Annotated in this window: 7 protein-coding genes; 6 read left to right on the top strand and 1 reads right to left on the bottom strand. The window is 65.4% G+C overall.

Translation table 11 applies throughout. The features are described 5' to 3' along the window. The 6 genes from ACE3UY_RS07850 to ACE3UY_RS07825 all read left to right on the top strand — a co-directional run. Nucleotides 1-787, top strand: a 787-nt coding sequence (locus tag ACE3UY_RS07850) for a substrate-binding domain-containing protein (RefSeq protein WP_374686990.1), incomplete at its 5' end; no start/stop codon positions are given. Continuing rightward, nucleotides 787-3,801: a beta-phosphoglucomutase gene (gene pgmB, locus ACE3UY_RS07845; RefSeq protein ID WP_374686989.1), complete on the top strand. Its 3,015-nt coding sequence runs from the start codon at nt 787-789 to the stop codon at nt 3,799-3,801. The genes ACE3UY_RS07850 and pgmB, both read left to right, overlap by 1 nt. A 118-nt stretch (nt 3,802-3,919) precedes the next feature. Further along, the gene (locus tag ACE3UY_RS07840) at nt 3,920-5,317 is read left to right on the top strand and encodes an ABC transporter substrate-binding protein (RefSeq protein WP_374686988.1); all 1,398 of its coding nucleotides are present in this window, start codon (nt 3,920-3,922) and stop codon (nt 5,315-5,317) included. A gap of 112 nt (nt 5,318-5,429) precedes the next feature. Then, nucleotides 5,430-6,470: a carbohydrate ABC transporter permease gene (locus ACE3UY_RS07835; RefSeq protein ID WP_374686987.1), complete on the top strand. Its 1,041-nt coding sequence runs from the start codon at nt 5,430-5,432 to the stop codon at nt 6,468-6,470. Nucleotides 6,471-6,479: 9 nt separating this feature from the next. Then, on the top strand, nt 6,480-7,364 hold the full coding sequence (locus tag ACE3UY_RS07830; RefSeq protein ID WP_374686986.1) for a carbohydrate ABC transporter permease: 885 nt from the start codon (nt 6,480-6,482) through the stop codon (nt 7,362-7,364). Nucleotides 7,365-7,468: 104 nt separating this feature from the next. After that, entirely contained in the window at nt 7,469-8,092 is a 624-nt protein-coding gene (locus ACE3UY_RS07825; RefSeq protein ID WP_374686985.1) for a hypothetical protein, read from the top strand. Between the two features lie 85 nt (nt 8,093-8,177). Here the strand turns inward: ACE3UY_RS07825 and ACE3UY_RS07820 are convergent. Then, nucleotides 8,178-8,483 (bottom strand): M23 family metallopeptidase (locus ACE3UY_RS07820; RefSeq protein WP_374686984.1); only part of this gene is annotated, 306 nt, incomplete at its 5' end.

The raw sequence follows: 8,483 nt of genomic DNA, 5'->3' as shown, positions 1-8,483 counted from the left end.
GTTTCTCTATTCGGCCATCCTCAGCCTGGAGGCGGCCGACTACCACCTGTTGACGTTCGTCACCGGCTCGCGAACCGACACCGAGGTGTACGAGGAGCTGTACCGACGGGGCCAGGTGGCCGGCTTCGTGCTGGCCAATACCAACGACAACGACCCGCGCATCGCCTTTCTGCTAGAGAACCACATCCCCTTCGCCAGCTTCGGCCGGGCCAACGACGAATGGGAGTTCGGCTGGGTGGACGTAGACGGCGCCAGCGGCATGCGGCAGGTCGTCGACCATCTGGTGGCGCAGGGCCACCGGCGCATCGGGCTGCTGACGTGGCCGGAAGGCTCCAAGGCCGGCGGCCAGCGCGAGATCGGCTACGCCGAAGGGCTGGCCGCGGCCGGCGTGCGGCCGGAGCCGGAGTGGATCGTGCGCGGTCTCAATACGCTGCAAACGGGCGCGGCCGGCGCAGCTCGCTTGCTGGCGCTGCCGCCGGCGCGGCGGCCAACGGCCATTGCCTGTGTCAGCGACCTGCTCGCGGTCGGCGCGATGAACGCGGCGGCGGCGGCCGGCCATACGGTCGGCGGCGATCTCGCCGTCACCGGCTATGACGACAGCGCCATGGCCCCGTTCTTACAACCACCGCTGACCTCCGTCCAGCAACCGATTGCGGCCGTGGGGAAGCAAATCGTACGCATGTTGCTGCGCCAACTGCGCGGCGAACCCGTATCGGAACATGGCATCTTGCTGGAACCAACCCTTATCGCGCGCCGCTCCAGCGGCGCAACTGGAGAGAGCGCCTAATGGCCCGATCGGCCGCGGCCTTGCAGGCCATTATTTTCGACCTTGACGGCGTCATCACTGACACGGCCGAGTACCACTTCCGGGCCTGGAAACGTCTGGCCGACGAGGAAGAACTGCCCTTTGACCGGGAGATGAATGAACGCTGCCGCGGCATCACGCGGCGCGACTCGCTGATGGTCATTCTGGATGGGCGGGCCGAGAGCGAAGAGCGCATCGGGGAGCTGATGGCGCGCAAGCAGCGCTATTACGAAGCGTCGCTCGACCAGCTCAGCCCAGCCGACCTGCTGCCGGGCGTCGCCGCCCTGCTCGACCGCCTCGACGAGGCCAAGCTCCCCTACGCGCTGGCCAGCGCCAGCAAGAACGCGCGCTCCGTCTGCGAGCGGCTGGGCATCGCCGGCCGGCTGGCGGTGATCGCCGACGGCTATAGCGTGGATCGGCAGAAGCCGTTCCCCGACCTGTTCCGCTTCGCTGCGGCCGGGCTGGGCGTGCCGGCGGCGCGCTGTCTGGTCGTCGAAGATGCGGCGGCCGGCGCGGATGCCGGGCTGGCGGCAGGCATGCCCGTCCTGGCCCTGGGGCCGGCTGAGCGTTTCGCGGAGATGACGGAGCGCAACGGGCGCGTCACCCGGCGCGACGACCTGCGCGGGGTCACGCTGGCCGAACTGGAAGCGGCGGCGGCCTTCGATGCTGGCTGGCACGTCGTCCAGACCGACTTCGAGCCGGCCACGCAGCACCACATGGAGACGGTCTTTACCCTGGGCAATGGCTACTTCGCCAGCCGCGGCACATTCGAGGAGGGCTACCCCGGCGAGTCGTCGCTGACCCTGGCCCACGGCGTGTGGGACGACATCCCGCTCTTCTTCACCGAACTGGTCAACCTGCCCAACTGGCTGCACGTCCGGCTGACGGTGGACGGCGATATGTTCCGCCTCGACCAGGGGCGTATGCTCGACTTCCAGCGCTACACCGATCTACGCCAGGGCATCCTGCGCCGCGCCGTCACCTGGCAGGCCCCCAACGGCAAGACAGTCGACCTGCACTTCGAGCGCTTCATGGCCTACCCGCGGGAGCACGTGGCCGCCATCCGGGTGCTGGTGACGGCCGTGTCGCACCCCTGCGTCATCGGCGTCAGCGCCGGCCTGGATGGGCACGTCGCCAACATCGACTTGCTGCACTGGCGGCTGGAAGATCAGGGGAAGGGGATGGCACGTCCTTTGCCCCCTCTCCCCAGCCCTCTCCCACCGGGAGAGGGAGTCTGGCCCCCTCGCCCTATGGGAGAGGGTTGGGGAGAAGGCCCCGGGACGATCTGGCTGCGCGCCCAGACGCGCCACACCCGGCGGACGATTGGCGTGGCGGCCTCATTGTCATCGGCCACGTCGCTGTCCAGCTCAGCCGAGACGGACGGCGTGACGGCCGCCGACCTGTGCCCGGGTTTCCCCGCGCTGACCGTCACACAGGAGTTGAAGCCCGGCCAGACGCTTCAGTTGGACAAGCTCATCGCCATCGCGACCGATCGGGATATAGACGCGCCGGCCGCGGCGAATGGGGCGGCCATCGTGGAACGCACCCTCGGCCAGTTGGCCGGCGTCTCGTATGATCGCCTGCGCGCCGACCACATCGCGGCGTGGGAGCAAATCTGGGCCGCGGGTGACGTGCTCATCGAGGGGGACGACGAGGCGCAACTGGCGCTGCGCTTCAACCTGTTCCAACTGCTCGTGGCCGCGCCGCAGCACGACGAACGGGTGAGCATCGGCGCGAAGACGCTCAGCGGCTATGGCTATCGCGGCCACGTCTTCTGGGACACCGAGATCTTCATGCTGCCCTACCTGATCTACACCTACCCCCAGACGGCGCGCAACATGCTCCTCTACCGCTACCACACCCTGCCGGGCGCGCGGCGCAAGGCGGCCGGCAACGGCCACGTCGGGGCGCAATTCGCCTGGGAGAGCGCCGAGACGGGCGACGAGGTAACGCCCACCTGGCTGCCCCATTGGGCCGACCCGAAGCAACTGGTGCGCATCTGGACGGGCGACATCCAGATTCACATCACGGCCGACATCGCCTACGCCATCATGCAGTACTGGCGCGTCACCGGCGACGACGCGTTTCTGCGCGACTACGGCGCGGAGATGATCCTGGACGGGGCGCGCTTCTGGGCGTCGCGCGCCGAGCCGGAGGAAGTGGACGGCCGCCGCCGTTATGCCCTGCGCGACGTGATCGGCCCAGACGAGTATCACGATCACGTCGATAACAACAGCTTCACCAACTACATGGGCCGCTGGCACCTGCTGACGGCGCTGGAGGTGCACGACTGGCTGCGGGCGAACCACCCGGCGACGGCGGCCGACCTGGCCGACCGGCTACAACTCTCGGCCGCCTCTCTGGCGCAGTGGCGAGATGTAGCCGAAAACATGACCCTGCTCTATGACGGGGATACAGGGCTGTTCGACCAATTCGAGGGATTCTTCGAGCGCGAGCGCGTTGACCCGGAGCTTTTCCGCACCGCCGACCGCTCGCTCCAGGCGCTCTTCGGCATCGAGGGCGCCAACGAGCGCCAGGTGCTCAAGCAGGCGGACGTGATTATGCTGCTCTGTCTGTTCCGCGACGAGTTCGACCGCCGAACCTGGCAGACCAATTGGGACGCCTACATGCCCATCACGGATCACCGCTACGGCTCGTCGCTCGGCCCCAGCTTTCACGCCTGGGCCGCCTGCGAGATGGGCCTGGCGGAAGAGGCATACCAGCATTTCATGCTGGCCGCCCGCGCCGATCTGCGCAACCCGCGCGGCAATGCCGAGGACGGCATCCACGCCGCCTCAACCGGCGGCGTCTGGCAGGCGGCCGTCTTTGGCTTTGCCGGCCTGCGCCTTATGGGCGAAAACCGGCTCGTGCAGCCTCGCCTGCCCCGGCACTGGCGGCGCTTGGCCTTCAGTTATCACTACCGAGGACAAGTGTACCAAGTGAACATCCAGCAAAACGAAGGAGGTGGTTATAGCGTTACGCACACAGCCAAGTAAGCGAGACCTGACAGGTGGGCGGCAAAAAGCATCGTTCCTGTCAGAGGGCCGTTGGCCGCCCACCGGTCAGGTCTTTCAAAAGTCGAACCAAACTAGATAGATAAGACAAGGAGAAGAAATGTCCAAGAAATGGTTTGTGTTGTTGATCATGGTGCTCGCGGCCCTGCTACTCGTAGCGTGTGGCGGCGGCACGACGGAGACGCCGGCCGCGACCGAGGCCGTGGACGGCGGAGCGCTGGAGCCGACCGAGGAGCCGGCAGCCGTGGAGCCGACCGAGGAGCCAGCAGCCGAGGAACCCACCGCCGAACCGGCGGCCGAGGAGCCGACCGCAGAGCCGGCGGCCGAGGAGCCTACCGCCGAAGCCGCGACGGGCGACGTGACCGATTTGCAGCTCATGGGCTGGTCTAGCTCCGACGCGGAGAATGCCCGCTTGCAGGAGATGGTGGACACGTTCAACGCGGCCAACCCCGATCTGAACGTGACCCTCAGCTTCTCGCCCGACTACGATACCGATCTCCAGACGGCCATCGCCGGCGGCGAGCCGCCTGACGTGTTCTACATCGACAGCTTCCGGCTGCCCGACTACGTCGAGGCCGGCGCGCTGATGCCTGTGGGCGACCAGATGGAGAACCCGGACGACTTCTATCCGAGCCTGCGTCAGGCGTTCACCATCGACGACACCTTCTGGTGCGCGCCGAAGGACTTCAGCACCCTGGCGTTGCAGTACAACACGGATCTGTTCGACGCGGCCGGGCTGGACTATCCGACGCCCGATTGGACGTGGGACGACCTGCGCACGGCGGCCGAGGCCCTGACCGATGAATCCACCGACGTCTACGGCCTGGTGCTGCCGGCCGACATGGCGCGCTGGATCGCCTTCCTCTATCAGGCGGGCGGCAGCATGACCGATGCGGAGTTCACAACCATGACCCTCGATTCGCCTGAGGCGCTGGAGGCGATGGAGTTCTACACCAACCTCGTGCTCGACGGCTTCGCGGCGCAACCGTCCGATTTGGACAGCGGTTGGCCGGGCGAGGCGTTTGGTAAGGGGACGGCAGCCATGTCGCTGGAGGGCAACTGGATCGTGCCCTTCCTGAACGACCAATTCCCGGACCTGAACTGGGGCGTGACCGAACTGCCGGCCGGGCCGGGCGGCGACGCGACGATGGCCTTTACGGTCTGCTACGGCGTGGCCGCCGCCGCCGCCAATCCCGAAGCGTCCATCCGCCTGGCGAGCTGGCTGACCGGCCCCGAGGGGATGGCGCAGTGGACGGGCCTCGGTCTGGCCATGCCGACGCGGCAGAGCCTGAGCGAGGACTGGCTGGCGCAGTTCCCCGAGCTGGAGCCGTTCCTGGCCGGCGCGGCGTATGCGCATCCGTGGCAGTTCCGCCCCGGCTTCCAGGATGTCATGGACACGGTGAACTCCGGCTTGCAGCAGGCGTTCGCCGGGGCGTACACGGCCGACCAGGTGCTGAGCGACGCCCAGGAAGTCGGCAACGACGTGTTGGGCCAGTAATCTAAACCAGGCGCGCAACAGCGCGCCGAGCGTCCGGAGTAACCGCTTCAGCGGCGGCCCGCTCAGGCGAGAAGGCTGCTGAAGCGGTTACCACGGACGAATAGGAGGAATCATGGCCGCTGCATCTGGCATCAAGGGCGAAGACCGCGAACGGGCCATAGCCGGCTGGCTTTTCATGAGCCCGACCATCCTCATCTTTAGTGTGTTCATCATCATCCCGATCTTCTTCGCCATCTACTTCAGCCTGACGGACTGGAACGGCATCAGCCCGCCCAGCGAGGCCAACTTTATCGGCGTGGCGAACTACCGGGAGCTGCTCATAGAGAGCGGCATCCGCCAGAGCGACTTCTTCAAGGCGTTGAAGAATACGACCTACTTTGCGCTGGGCGTTGTGCCCGTCCAGACGGCGTTAGCGCTGCTGCTGGCGGTCATCGTCAATCAGGCGTGGTTGCGCTTCAAGGGCTTCTTCCGCACGACCTACTACTTCCCGTCCATCACCTCGTCCATCGCCATCAGCCTGATGTTCCTCTTCTTCTATCAGAGGAGCGGCCTGGTCAACAGCGTCCTCTCGACCGTCACCTTCGGCCGCTGGGAACCTATCGCCTGGATGGCCGACCCGCGCGGGCTGTTTCACATCCTGCTCGAGGCGGTCGGCGTCACCATTCGCACCGCGCCGGAGTGGGTGCGCACGGAGGTGCTGGGGCTCACGATCTGGGACTGGATCAGCGGGCCGAGCGTGGCGCTGATGGGCATCATGATCATGAACACCTGGACGACCATCGGCACGATGATGGTCATCTTCCTGGCGGCGCTACAGAACGTGCCCGGCTTCGTCTATGAGGCGGCGCAGATCGACGGCGCGTCGGCCTGGCGGCAATTCCGCAGCATCACCGTGCCGCTGTTGCGACCGACGCTCTTCTTCGTCATCACCCTGGGTCTCATCGGCACGTATCAGGTGTTCGACCAGATTTACGTGATGAGCAGCGGCGGCCCGGCCAAGACGACGCTGACCGTGGCCTATCTGGTCTACCGCAATGGCTTCAACAACAGCGACATGGGCATGGCCGCGGCCATCGCCATCCTGTTGTTCATCATCATCTTCACCCTGACGACGATCCAGCGCCGCATCACCGGCAGCGAGGGCGACCTCTAGGAGGCTATCATGACGACAACGGCTGTTACCGAAACCGACGTCCCGTTGGCCGTGGGCGAGCGCACCTGGGTGCGCCCGGTGAAGGCGATCCTCTCCTATGGCCTCCTGTTCCTGCTGGCGGCGATGTTCATCTATCCCTTCCTACTGGCGATCAGCACCAGCTTCAAGACGCTGCCGGAGATCAATCAGAACGCCATTGGGTTGATCCCCCAAACGTTCACCCTGGAAGGGTATCAGCGGCTATTCGGCTTTAACGTCGGCCGCTGGACGCTCAACAGCGCCCTCGTGGCGACGCTCGTCACGCTGGGCAACGTCTTCTTCGCCAGTCTGGCCGGCTATGCGCTGGCGCGTATCCCCTTCCCCGGCAACCGCTGGGTCTTCCTGGCCATCCTGGGCACGATGATGATCCCGGGTATCGTGTTGATCATCCCCATGTTCATCGTGCTGAAGACGTTGGGTTTCATCAACAACTATGCCGGGCTGATTGTGCCCAAGATCGTCACCGCCTTCGGCATCTTCTTGATGAAGCAGTTCTTCGAGTCCGTGCCGAAAGAGCTGGAAGAGGCGGCGCGCATCGACGGGGCGACTCAGTTCCAGACCTTCTTCCGCGTCATCCTGCCGACGGCCCGCGCAGCCATCGTGGCGCTGATTATCTTCAGCTTCCAGGGCGCGTGGAACGAGTTCACGCACGCCCTCATCGTCGTGACGACGAACGCAAATCTCTATACCCTGCCGCTTGGCCTGGCGTTGCTGCGCGGCGGCATGGGGCAGAACCTGCAATGGAACTCGCTGCTGGCCGGGTCGATGTTGACCACCCTGCCGATGGCGATCCTGTTCTTCATCTTCCAGCGGTACTTCATCGAGGGTACGAGCTACAGTGGGATCAAAGGTTAGTGTAGGGGCAGACCTGCGTGTCTGCCCCTCGACAGTCTGCCTCTCGACAGTCTGCCTCTCGACGGGACGCACACACCGCACACACAGGCAGGGCGCACACGCAGGTGCGCCCCTACCGTAAAACGATGAACGTCTTCGCCATCCTCGCCTTCGCCCTCCGCCGCTGGTGGGACGAGTACATCTCGGTCATCGTGCTCAGCGCGCTGTGGCTGCTGGCCCAGGTGCTGGTCATCCCCGGCCCACCGGCCACGGCTACACTCTACGCCATGACCCGTGAGACGTACGACGGGCGCTATTGGGGCGCGGCCGACGCCTGGGCAGCCTTCAAGACGTACTTCTGGCCGTCCTGGAAGTGGGGCGCGCTCAACTGGGTGGTGATCGGCGTGGGGCTGTACAACGTGTCCACGTTCTGGTACGTGCCGGGCGTGTGGCAGGGGTTGCGGGTGGTATGGCTGGTAGCGCTGGCCGTCTGGCTGGCGCTCAACACCTTCTACTGGCCCTTCTGGCTGGCGGCGGCCGACAAGTCGCTGCGCAATACCTACGCCAACGTCGCCCGCTTCTGGCTGCTCCAGCCGGTGACGGCGCTGGTGCTGTTCGTGATCAGCCTGGTGGGGGTCGTCGTGGGGCTGTCGACGGTCGTGCCGGTGGTGTTGGGGCTGCCGGCGCTGCTGGCCCTGATGGGCGAGACGGCCGTGCGGCGGAGTGTGGATAAATTAACCACGGATTGACACGGATAAGACAGATAAACACGGATTGAACCCATGTTCAATCCGTGCTCATCGGCAAAATCCGTGGAAATCCGCGGTTCAATTATTACGGATAGGTCGCGGGGATGATAGTCAGGGGGTCGATATTGGCCCCCACGCGCTTGTCGAAGATGTTCAGGTGGGTGTGGTAGCCGCAATCGCGGTTGGTGCACAGGTTGCCGGCCATGTCGAGGGTGTAGCCGATGTTGCTCTCTGTGCCGATCTGCTGGCCGGCCACGACCTTATCCCCGATGGCGACGAGGTAGGCGCCGTGCAGATAGAGGACGCTGAAGGCGTCGTTGTCGATCTGCACGTAGGTGTTGCCCCACTGGTCGTAGCCCAGGCCGCTGACCGTGCCGTTGATGATGGACTT

Source organism: Promineifilum sp. (SeqCode), from assembly GCF_041918635.1.
Classification (GTDB): Bacteria; Chloroflexota; Anaerolineae; order Promineifilales; family Promineifilaceae; genus Promineifilum.
The sequence above is the reverse complement of the archived record's forward strand: the minus strand, read 5'-3'. Positions and strand labels throughout refer to the sequence as shown.

Excerpts from the sequence above, each read along its gene's own strand:
- ACE3UY_RS07840 (WP_374686988.1), top strand. The coding sequence starts at position 3,920 with ATGTCCAAGAAATGGTTTGTGTTGTTGATCATGGTGCTCGCGGCCCTG.
- pgmB (WP_374686989.1), top strand. The coding sequence starts at position 787 with ATGGCCCGATCGGCCGCGGCCTTGCAGGCCATTATTTTCGACCTTGAC.
- ACE3UY_RS07835 (WP_374686987.1), top strand. The coding sequence starts at position 5,430 with ATGGCCGCTGCATCTGGCATCAAGGGCGAAGACCGCGAACGGGCCATA.
- ACE3UY_RS07830 (WP_374686986.1), top strand. The coding sequence starts at position 6,480 with ATGACGACAACGGCTGTTACCGAAACCGACGTCCCGTTGGCCGTGGGC.